This is a genomic window from Janthinobacterium sp. GW822-FHT07H11 (genome assembly GCF_058798615.1).
The window spans coordinates 1972500-1995517 of record NZ_CM179507.1 but is presented as its reverse complement, the minus strand read 5'-3'; the positions used below and the strand labels follow the sequence as shown (position 1 = coordinate 1995517).

15 protein-coding genes, 2 tRNA genes and 3 rRNA genes are annotated in these 23018 nt (G+C 60.2%); 12 read left to right on the top strand and 8 right to left on the bottom strand.

The features are described 5' to 3' along the window. The first annotated feature begins 37 nt into the window (after positions 1–37). From AC3RCJ_RS08935 to ppnP, 8 genes are read left to right on the top strand one after another with little or no spacing between them, the layout of a single operon-like run. On the top strand, positions 38–1849 hold the full coding sequence (locus AC3RCJ_RS08935) for a methyl-accepting chemotaxis protein (RefSeq protein WP_492963883.1): 1812 nt from the start codon (positions 38–40) through the stop codon (positions 1847–1849). 4 nt (positions 1850–1853) lie between these two features. Next, positions 1854–2312, top strand: coding sequence for a chemotaxis protein CheW (locus tag AC3RCJ_RS08930; protein WP_492963885.1), 459 nt, complete (start codon positions 1854–1856; stop codon positions 2310–2312). Then, positions 2309–3565: a CheR family methyltransferase gene (locus AC3RCJ_RS08925; protein ID WP_492965389.1), complete on the top strand. Its 1257-nt coding sequence runs from the start codon at positions 2309–2311 to the stop codon at positions 3563–3565. The genes AC3RCJ_RS08930 and AC3RCJ_RS08925 overlap by 4 nt, the downstream gene beginning before the upstream one ends. A gap of 9 nt (positions 3566–3574) precedes the next feature. Next, on the top strand, positions 3575–4261 hold the full coding sequence (locus tag AC3RCJ_RS08920; protein ID WP_492965092.1) for a chemotaxis protein CheW: 687 nt from the start codon (positions 3575–3577) through the stop codon (positions 4259–4261). Beyond that, positions 4258–6570, top strand: a complete 2313-nt coding sequence (locus AC3RCJ_RS08915; RefSeq protein WP_492965091.1) for a hybrid sensor histidine kinase/response regulator — start codon at positions 4258–4260, stop codon at positions 6568–6570. Before AC3RCJ_RS08920 ends, AC3RCJ_RS08915 begins: the two co-directional genes overlap by 4 nt. Before the next feature lie 10 nt (positions 6571–6580). After that, a complete protein-coding gene (cheB, locus tag AC3RCJ_RS08910) occupies positions 6581–7633 on the top strand; it encodes a chemotaxis-specific protein-glutamate methyltransferase CheB (RefSeq protein WP_492965090.1) in 1053 nt (350 codons plus the stop codon). A gap of 10 nt (positions 7634–7643) precedes the next feature. After that, a complete protein-coding gene (locus tag AC3RCJ_RS08905; RefSeq protein ID WP_492965089.1) occupies positions 7644–8669 on the top strand; it encodes a diguanylate cyclase in 1026 nt (341 codons plus the stop codon). Between the two features lie 25 nt (positions 8670–8694). Further along, positions 8695–9009 (top strand): pyrimidine/purine nucleoside phosphorylase, encoded by a 315-nt coding sequence (ppnP, locus tag AC3RCJ_RS08900; RefSeq protein WP_492965088.1) that lies wholly within the window; start codon positions 8695–8697, stop codon positions 9007–9009. Here the strand turns inward: ppnP and murB are convergent, their stop codons facing one another. Next, positions 9010–10038, bottom strand: coding sequence for a UDP-N-acetylmuramate dehydrogenase (gene murB, locus AC3RCJ_RS08895; protein WP_492965087.1), 1029 nt, complete (start codon positions 10036–10038; stop codon positions 9010–9012). Positions 10039–10223: 185 nt separating this feature from the next. Here murB and AC3RCJ_RS08890 point away from each other — a divergent pair, with 185 nt between their 5' ends. Both AC3RCJ_RS08890 and AC3RCJ_RS08885 read left to right on the top strand, forming a co-directional pair. Then, positions 10224–10709, top strand: coding sequence for a YajQ family cyclic di-GMP-binding protein (locus AC3RCJ_RS08890; protein ID WP_131378971.1), 486 nt, complete (start codon positions 10224–10226; stop codon positions 10707–10709). A 186-nt stretch (positions 10710–10895) separates the two neighbouring features. Continuing rightward, positions 10896–12155 (top strand): nitronate monooxygenase, encoded by a 1260-nt coding sequence (locus AC3RCJ_RS08885; RefSeq protein WP_492965086.1) that lies wholly within the window; start codon positions 10896–10898, stop codon positions 12153–12155. A 53-nt stretch (positions 12156–12208) separates the two neighbouring features. On the opposite strand, the gene AC3RCJ_RS08880 is transcribed toward AC3RCJ_RS08885, so the two are convergent. The 7 genes from AC3RCJ_RS08880 to AC3RCJ_RS08850 all read right to left on the bottom strand — a co-directional run bounded on the left by AC3RCJ_RS08880 (position 12209) and on the right by AC3RCJ_RS08850 (position 20240). After that, the gene (locus AC3RCJ_RS08880) at positions 12209–13507 is read right to left on the bottom strand and encodes a protein kinase (RefSeq protein ID WP_492965085.1); all 1299 of its coding nucleotides are present in this window, start codon (positions 13505–13507) and stop codon (positions 12209–12211) included. Positions 13508–13567: 60 nt separating this feature from the next. Next, positions 13568–14797 (bottom strand): YbfB/YjiJ family MFS transporter, encoded by a 1230-nt coding sequence (locus AC3RCJ_RS08875; protein WP_492965084.1) that lies wholly within the window; start codon positions 14795–14797, stop codon positions 13568–13570. Between the two features lie 273 nt (positions 14798–15070). Beyond that, positions 15071–15183: ribosomal RNA gene (gene rrf, locus AC3RCJ_RS08870) — 5S ribosomal RNA — on the bottom strand. A gap of 140 nt (positions 15184–15323) precedes the next feature. Then, positions 15324–18199 (bottom strand): 23S ribosomal RNA (locus AC3RCJ_RS08865). Between the two features lie 249 nt (positions 18200–18448). Further along, positions 18449–18524 (bottom strand) — tRNA-Ala (locus AC3RCJ_RS08860). 10 nt (positions 18525–18534) lie between these two features. After that, a tRNA-Ile gene (locus AC3RCJ_RS08855) sits at positions 18535–18611 on the bottom strand. Positions 18612–18709: 98 nt separating this feature from the next. Next, positions 18710–20240: ribosomal RNA gene (locus AC3RCJ_RS08850) — 16S ribosomal RNA — on the bottom strand. Together the 16S, 23S and 5S rRNA genes with 2 tRNA genes alongside form the textbook arrangement of a ribosomal RNA operon. 596 nt (positions 20241–20836) lie before the next feature. Between AC3RCJ_RS08850 and AC3RCJ_RS08845 the strand changes: the two genes are divergently transcribed. Together AC3RCJ_RS08845 and AC3RCJ_RS08840 are read left to right on the top strand one after the other, a co-directional pair. Continuing rightward, positions 20837–22129, top strand: coding sequence for a sensor histidine kinase (locus AC3RCJ_RS08845; RefSeq protein ID WP_492964725.1), 1293 nt, complete (start codon positions 20837–20839; stop codon positions 22127–22129). A 63-nt stretch (positions 22130–22192) separates the two neighbouring features. After that, positions 22193–22951: a LytR/AlgR family response regulator transcription factor gene (locus AC3RCJ_RS08840; protein WP_492964726.1), complete on the top strand. Its 759-nt coding sequence runs from the start codon at positions 22193–22195 to the stop codon at positions 22949–22951. Positions 22952–23018 lie beyond the last annotated feature (67 nt).

Here is a 23018-nt window from a genome sequence, read left to right as displayed (position 1 = left end):
CGCTCTTAGTCGAAAACTTCCCGCTTCCGGAGCCACCATGTTCAAAGACCTGAGTATCAAGAATAAACTGTACCTGGGCTTCGGCTCGATCGTGGCCATCATCCTGATACTGCTGGGTGTCGCCTACAACAGTTTTTCGCGCCTGTCGGAGGCCAATGCATGGGACCGGCATACGATGGACGTGCTGGTCGAGATCGACAAGATCCACAATTCCATCCTGCAAATCCAGGTGGAAGTGCGCGGCTACATCCTGACCGGCAATGAAGCCTCGCTGACGCCGGAAACAGATGAAACAGGCGTGTTGAGCCAGCATACGCAAAAGGCGATCGCCATGACGGTCGACAACAAGGTGCAGTCTGAACGCTTCCGCAAGATCGACCAGCTGACCACGACCTGGGTCAAGGACTGGATCAATCCGCTGATCGAAAAGCGCCGCGCGCTGGGCAATGGCCCGGGCGCCACGGAAGCGGTGGCGCGCACCATGCCGCCATCCGGCTACCCCGCCGTCGCGCAAGCGAACAAGCTGCTCGACGAAGTGGCGGCCGAAGAAAGCCGTTTGCTGGCCGAACGCACGGCCACCACGGCCAGGCTGCAGGAAACCATGCTGCTGACCCTGGCGCTGGGCGGCTTGCTGTGCGTGGTGCTGGCGCTGGGCATCGCCTACCTGCTGGGCCGCTCCATCCTCGGCCCGCTGAACAACCTGACGGACGCCGTCGGCCGCATCGCCGCCGGAGAACAAGGCGCGCGCGCCGCCATCATTTCGCGCGACGAACTGGGCAAGGTAACGGAAGAATTCAACCGCATGGCGCAAACCATCCAGGACAACCAGGCCAATGAACTGGCCGCCACGAACACCCTGCGCGCCAAGGTCGATTCGCTGCTGGAAGTGGTATCCAAGGCGGCCTCGGGCGACCTGACGGGCAAGGTCGCCATCACGGGCAGCGATGCCATCGGCCAGCTGGGCAACGGCCTGGCGAAGATGTTCGAAAACCTGCGCAGCCTGCTCAACAATGTACAAAAGGCCGGCATCCAGGTGACGACGTCCGCCACGGAAATCGCCGCCTCGGCGCGCCAGCAGGAAGCCACCGGCATTGAGCAGGCGCAAACCAGCGTGGAAATTCTCAGCACCACCAAGGAAATCTCGGCCAATACGAGCCAGTTGCTCAAAACCATGGAAGACGCCACCGCCGTGGCCGATTACACGACGAATGCCACGGCCGAAGCGCAAAACAACCTCAAACGCATGGATTCGACCATGCAGCACATGGTCTCGGCCACCGACTCCATCAACGCCAAGCTGGCGGCCCTGTCGGAAAAGGCCAGCAATATCAACAGCGTGCTGATCACCATCACGAAAGTAGCCGACCAGACCAACATCCTGTCGCTGAACGCCGCCATCGAGGCGGAAAAGGCGGGCGAGGCGGGCCGCGGCTTCTCCGTCGTGGCCACCGAAATCCGCCGCCTGGCCGACCAGACCTCCGTGTCCACCTGGGATATCGAGCAAATGCTGAAGGAAATGCAATCGGCCGTGTCGGCCAGCGTGATGGGCATGGATAAATTCTCGGAAGAAATTCGCCGCAGCGTGGGCGAGGTGCGGCAAGTGGCCGAGCAGCTCTCGTCCGTGATGGACCAGGTGCAGAAACTCACGCCGCAGTTCGACGCCGTGCTGCAAGGCATGCAGTCGCAGGCGATCGGCGCCTCGCAGATTTCCGACACCATGATGCAGCTCAATGACGCCACCCAGCAGACGGTGGAATCCTTGAAAGCCACCAGCGAGGCGGTGCACCAGCTGCAATATGCGGCGGGCGACCTGCAGTCGAGCGTATCGACCTTTGCCGTGACCATCTGATCCCATGAAAGTACTGGTCTTTCATATCGGACGCGACCGCTACGGCCTGCCCCTGGCCGCCATCGTGCGCGTGCTGCCGCTGCTGGAACTGAAGCAGTTGCCGCTCACGCCAGACTACGTGGCCGGCCTGATGGACCTGCACGGCGTGCCCGTGCCCGTGATCGACCTGTCGCGCCTGGCCGGGCTGGCGCCCGCCGCCGCGCAGTTCGACACGCGCATCGTCATCGTCGATTACCGCGCGCCCGGCGGCGCGAGCACGCACGCGCTGGGCTTGCTGGCCTCGCAGGTGCGCGGCATCGCCGACATCGATGCGGAAAGGTTTGAAGACAGCGGCGTGGCCACGGCGCCCTTCCTGGGCCAGGTGGCCAGCGACGCCGACGGCATCGTGCAGCTGGTGGCGCTGGAACAGCTGCTGCCGCCGGACGTGCGCGCGCTGCTGTTTCAGGGCGGGAGCGCGGCATGACGGCGCAGGCACTGCTGCGCCACGCCACCGGCCTGTCGGTCACGAAATCGGTAGCGGAACGGGCTGTCGGCCAGCGCATGGAGCAGACGGGCTTTACGGATAGCGCAGCCTACCTGCAGGCCCTCACGCCGGCGGAAATGACGCAATTGATCGAACTGGTGGTGGTGCCCGAATCGTGGCTGTTCCGCGACCCGCAGGCGTTCTACGCCACCGTCGCGCTGGTGCAGGAACGCTGGGCGCGGGGACGCGCCACGCGCATCCTGTCGATTCCCTGCGCCGGCGGCGAGGAACCGTATTCGATGGTCATGGCGCTGCGCGACGGCGGCGTGCCGAAACAGGCGTTCAGCATCGACGCCTACGACCTCAGTCCCGGCTGCATCGAGCGGGCGCAGGCCGGCATCTACGGCCGCAACGCCTTCCGCGCCCAGGACGTGGCCTTCCGCGAGCGCTACTTCACGCACGTGGCCGACGATGCCTACCGCATCCACGACGCCTTGCGCGCACAGGTCACGTTCAGGCAGGGCAACCTGCTGCAGTTCGATACGGCCAGCTGCAGCCACCACTACGACGTCATCTTCTGCCGTAACCTGCTGATTTATTTTGACAAACCCACCACGCGCGCCGCCATCGCCAAGCTGTCCGCCCTGCTGGCCGACGACGGCATGCTGCTGGCAGGCTATGCGGAAGTACCGTCGTTCTGCCAGAACGGCTTTGCGCCGCTGCAGTTCCGCCAGGCCTTCGCCCTGAAGAAGGACAGCACGCCGCCGGCGGCCGCCAGCCAGGTGGCGCCGCTGCCGCCGTTACGCGCCCTGCGCAGCGTGCCGCAGCCCCCGCGCCCTGCCCCGGCGCGCACGCCGAACGCGGCGGCGCCAGCGCCGGTGCGCGCCCGCCCCGTGTCCGTATCGCCGCCGGCGCCGGCCGCACCGGCCGCGCCAGCCGATTTGCTGGCCGAAGCGCGCCTGCTGGCCGACCGCGGCCAGCTGCGCGAAGCGGGCGAAAAATGCCATGCCCACCTGGCCCGCGCGCCCGAGACGGCGGAAGCGTATTTCATGCTGGGCATCATCAACGAACTGGCCGGCAAGATGGACCTGGCCGACGACTACTGGCGCCGCTGCATCTACCTGCAGCCCGACCATTACGAGGCGCTGTGCCACCTGGCCCTGCTGGCCGAGCGCAATGGCAACCATACCGCCGCCGTGACGCTGAAGGCGCGCGCGGCGCGCATCTACCAGCGCCGCCAGGCGTCCAACTAAGGGGCACGCATGACAACCATCATCGCCAGCGAGACTCTGGAAACCATCGACGACTGCTGGAACCGGATCGGCGTGGTCGGCGACCAGAGCTGTCCCAAACTGCCGGCCAACGTGCATTGCCGCAACTGCGAGGTGTATGCGGGCGCCGCCCAGCGCAACCTGCAGCGCCCCGTGGATGCACACTACCAGCGCGACTGGGCCAGCCACTTCCGCCAGCTCGACACGGGCGGCGAAGTGCGCGACAGCTCGGCGCTGGTGTTCCGCATCGGCCGCGAATGGCTGGCGCTGCCCACGCGCGTGTTCGACTCCGTGGCGCCGCAGGCCCGGCCGCACGTGCTGCCGCACCGCAGCGGCCGGGGCCTGGCGGGCATCGTCAATATCGGCGGCAAGCTGTATCCATGCATGTCGCTGGCCCACCTGCTGGGTATCGACGAACAGGGCGCGCCAGCGGCCCGCGGCCGCCACACGTTTGCGCGCCTGCTGCTGATGCGCTGGGAAGAACAGGCTTACGCGCTGCCCGTGGCCGACCTGCACGGCATCGTGCGCTACGCCTCGGGCGCCGTGCAGGCGCCGGCCGCGACCATCAACAAGGGCCTGTCGCGCTTCCTGTCCGGCGTGATCACCGAGGGCGACATGCGCATCGGCTGCCTCGATACGGCGCTGATCGGCTTTCAACTTGCGAGACTATTACGATGAGCCAGGACCAGCACGGCGACCTGAGTGCCTTTTCCATGCTGGACCTGTTCCGCATGGAGGCGGACAGCCAGACCCAGATCCTTACCGACGGCTTGCTGGCCATGGAGCGCCATGCGGGCGACGCGGCGGCCGTCGAGGCGATGATGCGCGCGGCGCACTCGATCAAGGGCGCCGCCGCCATCGTCGGCCTGCAGGTGGTGGTGCAGCTGGCGCACGGCATGGAAGACAGTTTTGTCGCCGCCCAGCATGGGCGCCTGAAACTCACGCCGGAGCGGGTCGACGTGCTGCTGTCGGGCGTGGACCTGATCGTGCAGCTGTCGCGCCTCGACGACGCCGGCGCCGAAGCCTGGCTGGCCGCCAACGCGGCACAGATCGAGCAGACCCTGAACGCCATCGCCGGCATCGCCGAACTGCCGGAGCTGCCGGCCCTGCCGGCGGCGGCGCTGCCGGTGCCAGCGCCGGTAGCGGCGCCACGGCAGGCGGAAGTTGCCGAACAGCAAATTCCCCTGGCCAGCGGCCTGGCCGGCGAGGAAGCCGAATCGGCGGCCGCCGCGCCCGCGCCGCGTGGCGGCGCGCCAGCCAAGGCGCCAGCGCAAAATTTCGACAAACTGCTGTCGCTGGCCAGCGAATCGCGCATCAATGCGCACCAGATGCATCCGTTCATCGGCGCCCTGCAGCGCTTCAAGCGCAACCAGAGCAGCCTGTTTTCCGCCATCGAGCACCTGCACGAGGCCATTTCGCGCTCGGGCGACGCGGGCCTGATGGAAAAGTCCCTGCTGGCGCTGCAAAAGACCCAGCCCCTGAAGCAGTTCATGCTCGAGCACATCGCCGACATCGAAACCTATGAACGGCGCCTGCTGGCCGTCTCGCAAGGCATGGTCGACGAAGTGCTGGCGCTGCGCATGCGCCCTTTCCGCGACGGCATCCACGCGTTTCCGCGCATGGTGCGCGACCTGGCGCGCAGCCTGGGCAAGGAAGTGCAGCTGGAGATCGACGGCGAGGACACGCTGGTCGACCGCGACATCCTGGCAAAGATCGAAAGCCCGCTGAACCACATGCTGCGCAACGCCATCGACCATGGCATGGAAGGGGCGTATGAGCGCATCGAGGCGGGCAAGGAGGCGCTGGGCACCATCCGCATGGAAGCGCGCCACCGCGCCGGCATGCTGAGCATCGAGATCAGCGACGACGGGCGCGGCGTCGACCTGGAAAAGATCCGCCAGTCCGTGATCGAGCGCAAGATGGCCAGTCCCGCCATGGCCGCCGCGCTGTCGCCGGGCGAACTGCTGGAGTTTTTGTTCCTGCCCGCCTTCAGCCTGAAGGCCACCGCCAACCAGTTGTCCGGACGCGGCGTGGGCCTCGACATCGTGCACGAGACGATACGCCAGCAAAACGGCACGGTGCGCCTGGAGTCCGAGCCGGGCCGCGGCTTTCGCGCCCTGATTACCCTGCCGCTGACGCAATCGATCGTGCGCGCGCTGGTGATCGACATCCAGGGCGAGGCCTACGCCATCCCCATCGTCAAGGTGGAAAGCGTGGTGCGCGTGCCGCAGGCGGCCATCCATACCTTGGAAAACAAGCAGTTCTTTGAACTCAAGGGCGAACACCTGGGCCTGGTCTCGGCCGCGCAGGTGCTCGAGCTGGGCGAGGCGAATACCGGCGCCACCGACCTGCCCGTGGTGGTGATCGGGCGCGGCAAGCAAAGCTATGCGCTGGTGGTCGATGCCATCCGCGGCGAGCAAAGCCTGGCGGTGCAGGCGATCGACCCGATCTTCGGCAAGATGCGCGACATTTCCGCCGCCGCCCTGCTCGACGACGGCGAACCGGTGCTGATCCTCGATGTGCCCGATTTGCTGCTGTCGATCGACAAGCTGCTGCATGAAGGCGGCCTGCACCAGCTGGCGCAGGCCGGCCAGGCCGAGCGGCGCCGCGCCAAGCGCATCCTGGTGGTCGACGATTCGCTGACGGTGCGCGAAATGGAGCGCAAGCTGCTGCTGGCGCGCGGCTTCGACGTCGACGTGGCCATCGACGGCATCGACGGCTGGAACGTCGTGCGCAGCGGCGAGTACGACCTGGTGATCACCGACGTCGACATGCCGCGCATGGACGGCATCGAACTCGTTTCGCTGATCAAGAAGGACCTGCACCTGCACAAGCTGCCGGTGATGATCGTCTCGTACAAGGACCGCCCGGAAGACCGCGCGCGCGGCCTGTCCGCCGGCGCCGACTATTATCTGACCAAGGGCAGCTTCCACGACGAGACCTTGCTCGACGCGGTGGCCGACCTGATAGGAGATGCCCGCTTATGAGCCGGACTTCATGAAAATTGCCATTGCCAACGATGTCGCCATGGCCGCCGAAGCGCTGCGCCGCGTGGTGGCCAGCACGCAGGAACACCAGGTGCTGTGGATCGCCCGCACGGGGCTCGAAGCGGTGCGCATGTGCGAGGCCAACCGGCCCGACCTGATCCTGATGGACCTGAACATGCCGGAGATGGATGGCGTCGAGGCGACGCGCCTGATCATGGAGCAAAGCCCGTGCGCCATCCTGGTGGTCACGGGCCGGCCGCAGGACAATGTCAACCAGGTCTTCCGCGCGCTGGGCGCGGGCGCGCTCGACGTCACGGCCACCCCCGTGCTGCAGGGCCAGGTGGGCGGCGACAGCGAACTGCTGGCCAAGATCAAGACCATCGGCAAGCTGATACGCCACAGCACGGAAGCGACGCCACCGCGCCTGGCGAACGGCAATGGCGGCGAACGGGGCGAGGGCCAGGTATCGACCCTGGTGGCCATCGGCGCCTCGACGGGCGGGCCGTCAGCGGTAGCCAAGGTGCTGTCCGGCTGGACGCCGCCGCCCGGCTGCGCCATCGTCGTGGTGCAGCATATCGATGAAACCTTCGCCTCGCACTTCGCGAAGTGGCTGGACGACCAATTGAGCATGCCCGTGCGCGTGATCGCCGATGGCGACGAACTGGTGGCTGGAACGGTGCTGATCGCCAAGACGAATGACCACTTGCTGCTAGATCAAAATTATCGTTTGGGTTACGATGCAGCTCCGCGCGACTATGTGTACCGCCCGTCCGTCGATGTCTTCTTCAACTGCGTGGCACAGCACTGGCGCGGCGATGCCATCGGAGTATTGCTTACGGGCATGGGACGCGATGGCGGCGACGGCTTGCTGGCCATGCGCCGCGCAGGCAAGACCACCATCGCGCAAGACCAGGCCAGCAGCGCCGTCTACGGCATGCCGCGCGCGGCAGCCGAACTCGATGCGGCGCAGCAAATCCTGCCATTGGATAAAATAGGCGCCAGCCTGCGCAGCCGCCTGGGCGCCAAACTCAACAATGGGTGGGAGCCCTCCCCTAACATCTGAAAAGAATGCAATGCCAGAATTTTCCTCCAGCTACATCCAGCACGAACCGGCATTGACCGAATTCAAGGTCAGCGTCCTGCTGGTGGACGACCAGCTGATCATTGCTGAGGCAATCCGGCGCATGCTGAGCGACCAGCAGGATATCGAGTTTCACTATGTTACCGATGCCAACCAGGCGCTGGACACGGCGCAGCGCCTGCGGCCCACCGTCATCCTGCAAGACCTGGTCATGCCGGGCATCGACGGTTTTGCCTTGATCAAGCTGTACCGCGAAAACGAGGCGCTGGCGCACGTGCCGGTGATCGTGATGTCGGCCAAGGATGACCCGAAACTCAAGGCGCACAGCTTTGCCGTCGGCGCCAACGATTACGTGGTGAAACTGCCGGACCGCCTGGAACTGCTGGCGCGCATACGCTACCATTCCAGCGCCCACATCAGCCGCCTGCAGCGCGACCAGGCATTTCGTTTCCTGCGTGAAAGTCAGAAAAACCTGGCCGACGCGAATATCGAATTGCAAAAACTGGCCGCCCTCGATGGCTTGACGGGCATCGCCAATCGCCGCCGCTTCGATGAAACCCTGCAGCTCGAATGGCAGCGGAGCCAGCGCGACAAAGCACCGCTCAGCCTGCTGTTTTGCGATATCGATTATTTCAAGAGCTATAACGACCATTTCGGCCACCTGCCGGGCGACCTGTGCCTGAAAAAAGTGGCGGCCGTGCTGACCGAGCACTTGAAACGCCCGGCCGACCTGGCCGCCCGCTATGGCGGCGAGGAATTCGCGCTGATCTTGCCGGAAACGGAACTGGCGGGCGCCTTGCAGATCGCCGAAGCATGCCGGCGCCACCTGGAAGGCTTGCAGATCGAAAACCCGGCGGCGAGCAGCGGCATCGTCACCATCTCGATCGGCGTGGCCACCGTCGTGCCATCGCCACAATCGACGGTGGAACAATTGATCAACCGCGCCGACCAGGCCCTGTATGCGGCCAAGCGCGGCGGGCGCAACAGCGTGCTGAGCGCCGATGACGCCAGTGAATAGTTTTTAACCCCAAGGAAAGTGAAGCATGAGCACACAACTGGACAATGTCAGTGTCGTCAAGAAATCGAATATCTACTTCGACGGCAAATGCGTCTCGCACAACGTCATTTTTGCCGATGGCACGAAGAAAAGCGTGGGCGTGATTTTCGCGTCATCGCTGCGCTTCAACACGGGCGCGCCGGAAGTCATGGAAATCGTCGGCGGCCTGTGCAAGGTACGCCTGGCCGACGCGACGGAGTGGAACAGCTATGGCCCGGGCACGCAATTCAAAATCCCGGGCAATAGCTATTTTGACATCGAGACGATCGAAACTGTCGACTACGTCTGCCACTTCGGCTGATTAAACAAACACAGGCTCGGGCGACAGGCGCACGCCATATTTCGCCTCTACATCATCCTGTATCGCTTCCGCCAGCCGGGTAATGTCCGCGCCACGAGCGCCGCCATTATTCACCAGGACCAGCGCCTGCTTGGGATACACTCCCGCGGGCCCCAGGTTCCTTCCCTTCCAGCCGCACTGATCGATCAGCCAGCCGGCCGCCAGCTTTTCCGTGCCATCGGGCTGCGCATGGTGCACCAACGCGGGGAAACGTTCCAGTAAAGCAAGACATTGCTCCCGTGACACCACAGGATTCTTGAAGAAGCTGCCCGCATTGCCGATCACGGCCGGGTCCGGCAATTTTCGCCGGCGGATCGCCATCACGGTCTCGGCCACCTGTTGCGGCGTCGGCTCGGCAAGATGGCGCTCGGCCACGGCCTGCGCCAGTTCCGCATAGCGCAGGTTCGGCTGCCACTGGGCCGGCAAGGCGAACGTCACCTCCAGCACGATCAGCTCGCGCCCGTCGGCCTGCTTGAAGATACTGTCGCGGTAGGCGAAACGGCAAGCGTCGCGGTCCATGTCGAAGACGATGCCGCTGGCGCTGTGCATGACGCTCACGCTATGCAGATAATCCTTGATTTCAACGCCGTACGCGCCAATATTCTGGATAGGCGCCGCGCCCACCGTGCCCGGGATCAAGGACAGGTTTTCCAGCCCGCCCACGCCCTGCGCCAGGGTCCATTGCACGAAATCGTGCCAGTTTTCGCCGGCCGCGGCCGTGACGAGTACCGTCTCGAAATCGGCCTGCGCCAGGCGCATGCCGCGCGTGGCCATATGCAGGACCACGCCGGGAAAATCGCCGGTCAGGACAATGTTGCTGCCGCCGCCCAGGATCAGGCGCGGCATGGCGGACAGGGCCGGATCGTTCAGGGCTGCCTGCAATTCGGCCTGCGAGGTGATGCGCACATACGCGGCCGCACTGGCGGTGATGCCGAAGGTATTGAGGTGCTGGAGGGAGTAATTGTGTTCGATGGTGAGCTCTGCAGACATGGGATCGGGAAATTTTGCTCGATTATAGAGCGAAAGCGACAAAAAACCACCTCAGGACAAGGGCGACTTGCCCGTTGTCCGTTAAAATGTCGCATCTTTAACAGGGCCGTCCCATGGCGCGGAATCAGCCGCCAAGGCCCAGTGCGCCGAGCGCGCGCTCGCTTTAACAAGAAAAGGAACAGACCATGCCGTCATTTGATGTAGTCTCCGAAGCCGATATGATCGAAGTCAAGAATGCAGTCGAACAATCCAACAAGGAAATCACGACCCGTTTCGACTTCAAGGGCAGCGACGCCCGCGTCGAACACAAGGAAAACGAACTGACCGCGTTTGCGGATTCGGAATTCCAGCTCAGCCAGGTGCGCGACGTGCTGACGAACAAATTGACCAAACGCAAGGTCGATGTGCGCTTCCTCGACGAAGGCGACATCAAGAAGATCGGCGGCGACAAGGTCAAGCAGGTCATCAAGATCAAGAATGGCATCGAATCGGATGACGCCAAGAAAATCGTGCGCGTCATCAAGGATAGCAAGATGAAAGTACAGGCGAGCATCCAGGGCGAAGCCGTGCGCGTCACGGGCGCCAAGCGCGACGACCTGCAGGCGGCCATGGCGATGCTGCGCAAGGACGTGCCCGACATGCCGCTGGAATTTAATAATTTCCGCGATTAAACGCGGTTCGGCCTGCCCCTGCAGCGGCACGGTGGCAGGCGCAAGAACGGCGCAATGCCTCGGTAAGCGCAAGCGCTTGGGGTAGAATTGGGGCTGTGCACAGCGACATGCGCCCGCACGCCCGAACGGCAGCGGGCCTGACAGTACATCTGGCTCAGTGATAACCACGGTAGTCTAAGGATAGCAATGAAACGTGTTGATGATTTCCGCCTGCGATTTGGCAAAAAAGAATATGTGCCCATCATGATAGGCGGAATGGGTGTGGATATTTCCACGTCGGAGCTGGCGCTGGAAGCGGCCCGCTTGAATGGTATCGGCCATATTTCCGATGCCATGGTGGAAGACGTGTCGGATCGCCGTTTCGACACCACCTTCGTCAAGGACAAGACGAAACTATACAAATTCAACATCAATAACAGCGACAAGGCCGTGGTGCAGTTCGACCTGGGCCGCCTGGCGGAAGCGCAGCGGCTGCATATCGGCCGCACCATGGAAGCCAAAAAAGGCGATGGTTTGATCTTCGTCAATTGCATGGAAAAGCTGACCATGAATGGCCCGCGCGAAACCTTGCGCGTACGCCTGAACGCGGCGCTGGATGCGGGCATCGACGGCATCACCCTGTCGGCCGGCCTGCACTTCGGTTCGTTCGCCCTGATCGCCGACCATCCGCGTTTCCGCGATGCCAAGCTGGGCATCATCGTCTCGTCCGTGCGTGCCCTGCAAATTTTCCTGCGCAAGAATGCCAAGCTGGACCGCCTGCCCGACTTCGTCATCGTCGAAGGCCCGCTGGCCGGTGGCCACCTGGGCTTCGGCATGGACTGGGCCAACTACGACCTGCATACGATTACCGCGGAAATCCTCGCCTACCTGAAAACGGAGCAGCTGGACATCCCGCTGATCGCCGCCGGCGGCATCTTCACGGGCAGCGATGCCGTGTCTTTCCTGGAAGCAGGCGCCGCTGGCGTGCAGGTGGCCACCCGCTTCACCGTCACCCATGAGTGCGGCTTGCCGCACAAGGTCAAGCAGGAATACTACCGGGCCTCGGAAGAAGACATCATCGTCAATGGCGTCTCGCCCACCGGCTATCCGATGCGCATGCTGAAGAACACGCCCGCCATCGGCGCCGGCATTCGTCCCGGCTGCGAATCGTACGGCTACCTGCTCGATGCGACGGGCAACTGCGCCTACATCAACTCGTACAACCGCGAAGTGGCAGCCCATCCGGAACAAAAGACCGTCGTCGTGATGGACAAGACGTGCTTGTGCACCCATATGCGCAACTTCAACTGCTGGACCTGCGGCCACTACACCTACCGCCTGAAGGACACCACGCATAAGCTCGACAATGGCGAATACCAGGTCTTGTCGGCTGAACACGTCTTCAAGGACTACCAGTTCAGCGTCGACAACCAGATCGCCCTGCCGGAAAAAGAAATACCAGGCTGAGTGTTATCAGAATGAAATAAAAATGGCGCAGCCTGCGAGGGCTGCGCCATTTTTTATGGCTGCCGCAATTCCGCCAGCAGTGGTTCGATCTGCTCAAAACGGGGCCGCCGCAGCGGCTCATCGGCCAGGCAGGCGTCGCGCAAGCCCAGCAAGGCGGGCAAGGGATGGACACAGCGCGCGCTCAACTCGTCGAGCAAGACGCCAAACGCGCGCGCCTCCACCGCCTGCAGCCAGACCGCTTGCCGGGTGGCGGGCACAAACATGGAGGCGGCGCCAAAATCGCCCAGCAGGCAGGCGCCATCGCCCGCATGCAGGATATTGTGGGCATAGAGGTCGCCATGCGTCATGCCATGGGCGTGCAATTGCCGCACGGCCGAGGCGATGCCGTGCGCGATGGCCAGCACCTGCCGCTGCGTAAAGCACGCATCTGGCGCATACACGTCGCGCGTGCAGGAAGCCAAGCTGGGCGGCCCCGCCAGGTTGCGGTAGGCCGGATCGATCAAGGGCATGAGCAGGCCCGGCGCGCCCTGCGGATGGCCGTCAAGCGTGCCCAGGATCGGGATCAGGCTGGCATGCGCTCCCGCGCTGACACAAGCGGCCATCTCGCTGCGCGGCAAGCCGTCGCTGGTCATGCTGCCCTTGAACACTTTCACGGCAAGCTGCACCTCGTCCAGCGCCGCCCGGCAAATCACGCCCGAGGCTCCCTCGCCCAATTGCGCGCCGATTTGCAGTTCCGTCCAGGCGATGGCTGGCATGGCCGCATTGGCCAGGGCAGCCGATTCGCGCGCTTCGCTGCAAGGATTGCCCGCATAGGCAAGCCAGCCCAGGCGCGGCAACGACAGCAGGCAATCGGGCAGCGCCAGGAAACGATTCGCCGCGATGCGCACCAGCTCCAGCTGCGTGCAGGCGGCCAGCGATGCGGGTAAATCAGTTAAATGATTGCCGGCCAGCATCAGTTTCTGTAATTGCTCGCATCGGCCGATTTCTTCCGGCAAGGCTGCGATGGCATTGTCGGTCAGGGTCAGCCAGCGCAGCCCCGGTGGCAAGGACGATGCCGGCACCGTATGAATCCGGTTCGCCTTGAAGCCTATCATGCTCAGTGACAGGCAGGAACCCAGCATGGGCGGCAAGGTGGTGAACTGGTTGTCCGAGCAAAAGAGGATGCGCAGCTTGCGCAGACGCGGCAAATCATCGGGCAGCGAAGAAAGCGCATTGCCCGACAAATCGAGGATTTCCAGGGTATCGGCCAGGTCAAAAATTTCCACTGGGAAAGTCGTCAAGCCGCAGGACAGGCGCAGGCGTTGCGCGCCGGCCAACTGACCGGCGCGCAACTGTTCAAGGGTAGTGGACAAGGCACGCTTTCAAGACGATAAAGGCGAAAGTGTAGCAGGCAGCGCAACAAACGGCGCCTCTCATTTCCCGCGCCCAAGGCAAGGCCGGCTGCCGCGGACCTTATCGACGCCATCAACAAGCAGGGCCAGCAGCAGCGCCGCTATCGCCGTCAGCAACAAGGCGTGGTAATTACCGCCGCTGCGCGAAAACAGATAGGAATACCCATAGCCGGCCAGTGCCTGGAATAAGGCAAAGGCGGTAGTCGCCTTGCTCCATGCCGCGCTTTGTGCGGCTGCATCGCCGGGCAACAACTGGTGCAGGCGCCCCAAGGTAATAGGAACTATGCCGGGCGGGAAAGTCCCGACCACGAAGACCGCGACAATGAGAACGAAATACTGTTGCGTAACAAGCATCACGCCCAGCGCAAGCGCCTGCAGCCACAAGGCCAGGTGGCTGGCCAGGCCGGCGCCGATGCGGTCGGCCAGCGCGCCATACAGCATGGGGCCGGCGATCGCGCCCAGGCCATACACGACCCAGAACAGCGCTGCCGTCTGCGTGCCCCAGCCGAGGCCGCGCGCCACATAGTCGACGAGGAACACCATCATCGGTACCAGGGCCACAGCCATCAAGGCGTATTGCAGGAACAAGCTGTTCAATCCCCTGGGAGCGCCGGCCGCTGGTACGGCAGCCCGCACTGCAATGGCAGGCGTTTCCGCCGGTCCATTGGCAGGCCAGAATGACCAGGTCAGCAAGGACAACAGCAGCGACAGTAGGCCTATGCCTATCCAGGTCAGCCGCAAGCCGAACTGCATCAGCACGGGCACCAAAGTTCCCGAGGCCGCCACGCCCAGCCCGACACCAAGAAAAATCGCGCCGCCTGCCAGGCCCCTGCGCCTGGCAGGAACATGCGGCAGCACAGTCGAGGCCACCAACACCATGATGCAGCCGCCAGCCAGGCCCGACAAAAACCGCCAGACGAAATACCAGGACAGCGACAGTGGGAAGGCGCAGGCAAAAAAGGCCAGCGAGGCCAGCAGCATCATGCAGCGCAAAATGCTGCGCGCATGCACCCGCCTGGCCAGCGGGCGCCCCAGCAAGGCGCCCGCCAGATAACCGATCAGGTTGGCGGCGCCCAGGTAAATGACGTCGGCGACGGCAAACCAGTGGGCATCGATCAGCGCGGGAATCAGTGGTGTGTAGGCAAATCGGGCCAATCCGATACCGACCAGGCTGGCACACAGGCCGGCAAGGATGGCACGGATGCTTGCGGCAGTGTTCTCCGGACTGGCTGTCAGCGTTGCGGAACTCATCAAACCCTTTCGTCGGCTGCGCTGCAGTTTGCGCGATCCAACATGGTAACACCGCCTCAATCCGGCTTGCTCGCCGGCCGGCAGATCCCGATCGGCGCGCAGGTCGGCGCAGTTCAGCGCAGGCCAGCGCAGGTCGGCGTAGGTCGGCGTAGGTCAGGCGTAGGTCGGCTTAGCGCAGCGTAAGCCGACACCACCTGCGGCGCCCGACAAAACCCCAGACGAAAAAAAACCCCACCGGAATCCGGCGGGGTTTTCTTCTACTGCATATAACAAGCCTGACGATAACCTACTTTCACACTGGTTGCAGCACTATCATCGGCGCAAAGTTGTTTCACGGTCCTGTTCGGGATGGGAAGGGGTGGGACCAACTTGCTATGGTCATCAGGCATAACTTGTACTGGCGTTTGTCCTCAGTGGAGCGACAAGGCCATGAATCTGGAAGAAGCAAAGATCAAGGGTAATGAATGATAGTATCAACACACACGCAACGTTGTACCGTCTTATCCTCTGTACCTGCTAAGGTTATAGGGACAAGCCGTACGGGCAATTAGTACTGGTTAGCTTAATGCATTACTGCACTTCCACACCCAGCCTATCAACGTCCTGGTCTCGAACGACCCTTCAAAGAGCTCAAGGCTCTGGGAAATCTCATCTCAAGGCAAGTTTCCCGCTTAGATGCTTTCAGCGGTTATCTCTTCCGAACTTAGCTACCCGGCAATGCCACTGGCGTGACAACCGGTACACCAGAGGTTCGTCCACTCCGGTCCTCTCGTACTAGGAGCAGCCCCCTTCAAATTTCCAACGCCCACGGCAGATAGGGACCAAACTGTCTCACGACGTTTTAAACCCAGCTCACGTACCACTTTAAATGGCGAACAGCCATACCCTTGGGACCGGCTACAGCCCCAGGATGTGATGAGCCGACATCGAGGTGCCAAACTCCCCCGTCGATATGAACTCTTGGGAGGAATCAGCCTGTTATCCCCAGAGTACCTTTTATCCGTTGAGCGATGGCCCTTCCATACAGAACCACCGGATCACTATGTCCTACTTTCGTACCTGCTCGACTTGTCAGTCTCGCAGTTAAGCACGCTTATGCCATTGCACTATCAACACGATGTCCGACCGTATCTAGCGTACCTTCGAACTCCTCCGTTACACTTTAGGAGGAGACCGCCCCAGTCAAACTGCCTACCATGCACTGTCCCCGATCCGGATAACGGACCAAGGTTAGAACCTCAAACAAACCAGGGTGGTATTTCAAGGTTGGCTCCACGAGAACTAGCGTCCCCGCTTCAAAGCCTCCCACCTATCCTACACAGATTGGTTCAAAGTCCAATGCAAAGCTACAGTAAAGGTTCATGGGGTCTTTCCGTCTAGCCGCGGGTAGATTGCATCATCACAAACATTTCAACTTCGCTGAGTCTCGGGAGGAGACAGTGTGGCCATCGTTACGCCATTCGTGCAGGTCGGAACTTACCCGACAAGGAATTTCGCTACCTTAGGACCGTTATAGTTACGGCCGCCGTTTACTGGGACTTCAATCAAGAGCTTGCACCCCATCATTTAATCTTCCAGCACCGGGCAGGCGTCACACCCTATACGTCCACTTTCGTGTTTGCAGAGTGCTGTGTTTTTATTAAACAGTCGCAGCCACCAGTTTATTGCAACCCTTTCACCCTCATGGAGTAAACCAATCAAGCTACCGGGGCGTACCTTTTCCCGAAGTTACGGTACCAATTTGCCGAGTTCCTTCTCCCGAGTTCTCTCAAGCGCCTTAGAATACTCATCTCGCCCACCTGTGTCGGTTTGCGGTACGGTCTCGTATGACTGAAGCTTAGAGGCTTTTCTTGGAACCACTTCCGATTGCTTCGTGAACAAGTTCACTCGTCCCATCCCCTTGAATTCCGCGCCCGGATTTGCCTAAGCGCCTTCTATGAGACAGAAACTGACTATTCCAACAGTCAGACAACCTTCCGCGATCCGTCCCCCCATCGCATCATACGACGGTGCAGGAATATTAACCTGCTTCCCATCAGCTACGCATCTCTGCCTCGCCTTAGGGGCCGACTCACCCTGCTCCGATGAACGTTGAACAGGAAACCTTGGGCTTACGGCGTGGAGGCTTTTCACCCCCATTATCGCTACTCATGTCAGCATTCGCACTTCTGATACCTCCAGCATCCTTTACAAGACACCTTCGCAGGCTTACAGAACGCTCTCCTACCATATATATTGCTATATATCCGCAGCTTCGGTGACTGGCTTAGCCCCGTTACATCTTCCGCGCAGGACGACTCGATCAGTGAGCTATTACGCTTTCTTTAAATGATGGCTGCTTCTAAGCCAACATCCTGACTGTTTTAGCCTTCCCACTTCGTTTTCCACTTAGCCAATCTTTGGGACCTTAGCTGGCGGTCTGGGTTGTTTCCCTCTTGACGCCGGACGTTAGCACCCGACGTCTGTCTCCCAAGCTCGCACTCATCGGTATTCGGAGTTTGCAATGGTTTGGTAAGTCGCAATGACCCCCTAGCCATAACAGTGCTCTACCCCCGATGGTGATACTTGAGGCACTACCTAAATAGTTTTCGGAGAGAACCAGCTATTTCCAAGTTTGTTTAGCCTTTCACCCCTACCCACAGCTCATCCCCTAATTTTTCAACATTAGTGGGTTCGGACCTCCAGGGCGTGTTACCGCACCTTCATCCTGGCCATGAGTAGATCACTTGGTTTCGGGTCTACACCCAGCGACTGATCGCCCTATTCGGACTCGATTTCTCTACGGCTTCCCTATGCGGTTAACCTTGCCACTGAATGTAAGTCGCTGACCCATTATACAAAAGGTACGCAGTCACGGAACAAGTCCGCTCCTACTGTTTGTATGCACACGGTTTCAGGATCTATTTCACTCCCCTTCCGGGGTTCTTTTCGCCTTTCCCTCACGGTACTGGTTCACTATCGGTCGATTACGAGTATTTAGCCTTGGAGGATGGTCCCCCCATATTCAGACAGGATGTCACGTGTCCCGCCCTACTTGTCGTACGCTTAGTACCACCGGTCCGATTTCACATACGGGGCTATCACCCGCTATGGCTCCTATTTCCAGAGGATTCTGTTATCGGTCCGACTATCACGTACAGGCTCTTCCCATTTCGCTCGCCGCTACTTTGGGAATCTCGGTTGATTTCTTTTCCTGCAGCTACTTAGATGTTTCAGTTCGCCGCGTTCGCCTTGCATACCTATGTATTCAGTATGCAATACCCTAAAAGGGTGGGTTGCCCCATTCGGAAATCTGCGGATCAAAGTGTGTTTGCTCACTCCCCGCAGCTTATCGCAAGCTACTACGTCCTTCATCGCCTGTAATCGCCAAGGCATCCACCATGTGCACTTATTCGCTTGTCCCTATAACGTTAGCCTCTGAAGACCGAAGTCATCAAAGAGCGCTACAGGGATAAGAAAGTACAACGTTGTTGCTTGTTTGTTGATACATACAATCATTACCCATCAAGTCGCCTCATGCATTGCTGCACGCATAGACTTGATCAATAAATAATCTTTACTTCTTCCAGATTGTTAAAGAACGAAACAGCTTTGATCGCTAAAAGATCAAATCTAAACCCAGAGGCTTACATTTGTACTTTCGGTAAAACGTGGTGGAGGATGACGGGATCGAACCGACGACCCCCTGCTTGCAAAGCAGGTGCTCTCCCAGCTGAGCTAATCCCCCTGGGTATGACTGGTAGGGCTGGTTGGACTCGAACCAACGACCCCCGCGTTATCAACACGGTGCTCTAACCAGCTGAGCTACAGCCCCAACGCGGTGCTACTACGACTACTGTTTCTTCTTAATTAAACAGCCGATAAGTGTGAACATTTGAGGCGTGAAGCATTACTGCTTCGTGCAAACTCTAGAAAGGAGGTGATCCAGCCGCACCTTCCGATACGGCTACCTTGTTACGACTTCACCCCAGTCACGAATCCTACCGTGGTAAGCGCCCTCCTTGCGGTTAAGCTACCTACTTCTGGTAAAACCCGCTCCCATGGTGTGACGGGCGGTGTGTACAAGACCCGGGAACGTATTCACCGCGACATGCTGATCCGCGATTACTAGCGATTCCAACTTCATGCAGTCGAGTTGCAGACTACAATCCGGACTACGATACACTTTCTGCGATTAGCTCCCCCTCGCGGGTTGGCGGCGCTCTGTATGTACCATTGTATGACGTGTGAAGCCCTACCCATAAGGGCCATGAGGACTTGACGTCATCCCCACCTTCCTCCGGTTTGTCACCGGCAGTCTCATTAGAGTGCCCTTTCGTAGCAACTAATGACAAGGGTTGCGCTCGTTGCGGGACTTAACCCAACATCTCACGACACGAGCTGACGACAGCCATGCAGCACCTGTGTACTGGTTCTCTTTCGAGCACTCCCCAATCTCTCGGGGATTCCAGCCATGTCAAGGGTAGGTAAGGTTTTTCGCGTTGCATCGAATTAATCCACATCATCCACCGCTTGTGCGGGTCCCCGTCAATTCCTTTGAGTTTTAATCTTGCGACCGTACTCCCCAGGCGGTCTACTTCACGCGTTAGCTGCGTTACCAAGTCAATTAAGACCCGACAACTAGTAGACATCGTTTAGGGCGTGGACTACCAGGGTATCTAATCCTGTTTGCTCCCCACGCTTTCGTGCATGAGCGTCAATCTTGACCCAGGGGGCTGCCTTCGCCATCGGTGTTCCTCCACATATCTACGCATTTCACTGCTACACGTGGAATTCTACCCCCCTCTGCCAGATTCTAGCCTTGCAGTCTCCAATGCAATTCCCAGGTTGAGCCCGGGGATTTCACATCAGACTTACAAAACCGCCTGCGCACGCTTTACGCCCAGTAATTCCGATTAACGCTTGCACCCTACGTATTACCGCGGCTGCTGGCACGTAGTTAGCCGGTGCTTATTCTTCAGGTACCGTCATTAGCAAAGGATATTAGCCTTCACCGTTTCTTCCCTGACAAAAGAGCTTTACAACCCGAAGGCCTTCTTCACTCACGCGGCATTGCTGGATCAGGCTTGCGCCCATTGTCCAAAATTCCCCACTGCTGCCTCCCGTAGGAGTCTGGACCGTGTCTCAGTTCCAGTGTGGCTGGTCGTCCTCTCAGACCAGCTACTGATCGATGCCTTGGTAGGCTTTTACCCTACCAACTAGCTAATCAGATATCGGCCGCTCCACGAGCATGAGGTCTTGCGATCCCCCACTTTCATCCTTAGATCGTATGCGGTATTAGCGTAACTTTCGCTACGTTATCCCCCACTCCAGGGTACGTTCCGATATATTACTCACCCGTTCGCCACTCGCCACCAGAGCAAGCTCCGTGCTGCCGTTCGACTTGCATGTGTAAGGCATGCCGCCAGCGTTCAATCTGAGCCAGGATCAAACTCTTCAGTTTAATCTCTGTTACTTTGCCCTTTTACAGGCACCGTCATTGCTGACGGGTCGCTCACTCAAAAAACTGACAGGCCACTACTTGCGTAGCGCCTATTTCATTATTTCTTGTGAACATTTGATATTTTAAGTATTACAGCAATCCGAAGATCGCTGCTGCACTTGCATCAAATGTCCACACTTATCGACTGTTAATTGTTAAAGAACTGTATTCGGTTACTGCTTTCGCGCTATCGACAAAGCGTTGTGTTTGTCAGCTAGAAGAAGGAAGAGTATGAAGCGTTTCGGCTAATTCGTCAACCTTCTTTTTTCACCCTGCTTTACTCGGCATTTGCATGCGTCGTTCAGCGAGGGGGCGAATTATAGCCCTGAACCGTACGCCCTGCAAGGGCTATTTTTCGCATCCATCCGCACACCTCTCCGCCCAGCAGGCAAAGTGTTCACTTCAAGCGCCCTTTTGTGCAGCCTGTCGCAAGGGGCTGGCGTCACGCCATGGCTTTAGGCACAGTGGCAACATCAGACTCTGACACGGCGCAACAACAGGTTAAACTTGTCCGCCGCGTCGATTAACTCTTGTATCTTGTATTTGAAAGCGTCCACATGCTCCCGATTTCCAACCTGCCGCAACTGTTGAAAACCATCCTCGCCTGGGTGCAACGGGCATTCGACGCGACCACGACCTGGGTCACTCAACTGTCCTGGTGGAAATTTTTTCTGTTTGCCGCCCTGGCCCTGATCGCCGGCTCCATTTTGCAGGATGAACTGTTCTCATCGAGCCCGAATGAGGAAGTCGTCATCAAATCGCACAAGCGCAGCAGCAAAGGCACGGGCGATACCAATATCCTGATCGACGATACGGGCATCCATTTTAATCCTCGCAACAACAAGAACCGGCGCAACAGCACGGCCGATGCCGCCAGCGAGCCGGCCGACGCCACCGAGGCGGACGAGCACGCAAACGCCGTGCCGCCGGCGCCGCCCGAACCGCCGGCCACTCCCGCCAAACCCAGCTATCCGGTGACGACCAATGCTTCGGGGGAAGAAGTCCATATTGAACTGCCGCCACAAATCGGCGAAGAATTGTCGAATGCCATAGAAGAGGCGGTCGATGATGCCGCAGAGCAAAAAGTGTCGCGCTACCACCAGCAAGCATCGACCTGGTTCAAGAGCTTCGTCTCGCTGCTGGTATTGGCCCTGTTCGCCATGAAGGCCTTGGTCGGCGGCAAGAAACGCGCCGAAGCGGAAACCGTCACGGCCAACGAAGCGGCCGAGCGCGAATCGATGCAGCGCCAGCTCAGCGAGGCGAAGATGCAGATGATGCAGGCGCAGGTTGAACCGCACTTCCTGTTCAATACACTTGCTTCCGTCGAGCACCTGATCCAGGTCGATCCGCCGCGCGCCGCCAAGATGCAGCGCAGCCTGATCCAGTACTTGCGCGCCGTGTTGCCGCAAATGCGAGACAACGCCCTGATTACCAACCTGGGCCGTGAAGCGGACATGGTGCAAGCCTATCTGAACCTGCTCAAGATGCGCATGGAAGAGCGCCTGACCGTCGACTTCCAGATTCCCGACGGCCTGCGCAGCGCCGCCTTCCCACCCATGATGCTGCAATCGATGGTGGAAAATGCCATCAAGCACGGCCTGGAAGTCAAGCCGGAAGGCGGCACCCTGCGCATCGTGGCCGAAGTGGCGCACAGCAAGCTGCGCGTCACCGTCACCGACGACGGCCTGGGCTTTGGCGTGGTGCCCAGCGATGGCACGGGCCTGGGCTTGCCCACCATCCGCGAACGCCTGAAACTGCTGCATGGCGACCAGGGCAGCCTGACCATTACGCCAAATCAACCTTCCGGCGTGTGCGCCGTGATCGAAGTGCCGTATCAGCTGTCCAAATAGAGTAGTTGATAAAAACGCTAAATCATTGAATAATCAATCTTCGCCAGTTCACACTTGAAACCTATGCCTACCGCTATTATTGCCGACGACGAAAGACTGATGCGCGACCAGCTGCGCTTGCGCCTGGGCCAGGCCTGGCCCGAGCTGGAAATCATCGGCGAAGCCAAGAATGGCGACGAAGCAATCGAACTGGTGGAACAGCTCAAGCCGGACTTCGCCTTCCTCGATATCCGCATGCCGGGCAAAACGGGCATGGAAGCGGCGCAGGCGATTGGCAGCAAGACGCATATCGTCTTTGTCACGGCCTACGATACCCATGCCGTCGAGGCCTTCGAACGGGGCGCCGTCGATTATGTGCTCAAGCCGCCCGAGCATGAACGCCTGCTGGTGACGGTGGAACGCCTGAAAACCCATTTGAACAAGCCGGCGCTGGACGTCAACAGCAGCGTGACGGCCATGCTGTCGCAACTGGCGGAAAAAATCACGGCCAAGCCCACCTACCTGCAATGGATACAGGCCAGCATCGGCCAGGACTTGCGCATGATCCCGGTGGAAGAGATCCTGTTTTTCCGTTCCGACGAGAAATACACCTGCGTGCAGACAGCCAAGTATGAGGCGCTGATCCGCAAGCCCGTGCGCGACCTGGCGGAAGAGCTCGATCCTTCGCTGTTCTGGCAAATCCACCGCGCCACCCTGGTCAATGTGAATGCCATCGAAGGCGTGACGCGCGACATCCGCGGCCGCCACCTGGTGCTCATCAAAGGCAAGCCCGACAAGCTGGAAGTCAGCCGCAGCTTCCTGCACCTGTTCAAGCAAATGTAAGCATCCTTGCCCGCCGCCCGGCATGCGCCGGCGCGGCACCATCCATCTCTCCTGCTCCAGATCAAGC